Here is a 420-nt window from a genome sequence, read left to right on the forward strand (position 1 = left end):
ATGGCGTGGAGTTCATGCTCACGCGCCGCGCCGTCACCCCGGCAGTGGGGCAGAAGCTGCTCGACCGCCTGGCCTGGTGGGAGCGCTATGCCGCCGGGCAGAACGCCCAGTTCAACGGCGTGGTGGGCCACGGCAACCAGGCCGGGGGCCTGGCGAACATCTTCGAGAAGTCGCTCGGCTCGGCCATGAAGGGCGGAACCACGCCGCTGCGCGCGGTGTACGAATACGCCGAGCGCATCGACGAGAGCGGCTTCGTCTTCATGGATTCGCCGGGCTACGACCCGGTGGCCGCCACGGGCCAGATCGCGAGCGGCGCGCAGCTCATCTGCTTCACGACCGGGCGCGGCTCGATGTTCGGCAGCAAGCCGGCACCGACGATCAAGCTCGCCAGCAACACGCCCATGTACCGCCGGCTGGAGG

1 pseudogene is annotated in these 420 nt (G+C 69.5%); it reads left to right on the top strand.

From position 1 onward, the window contains the following. Positions 1-420, top strand: a pseudogene (locus GVL52_RS32345) (UxaA family hydrolase); the annotation flags it as partial.

The organism is Rhizobium sp. 18055, assembly GCF_902706285.1.
In the GTDB taxonomy this organism is placed as follows: Bacteria; Pseudomonadota; Alphaproteobacteria; order Rhizobiales; family Rhizobiaceae; genus Rhizobium.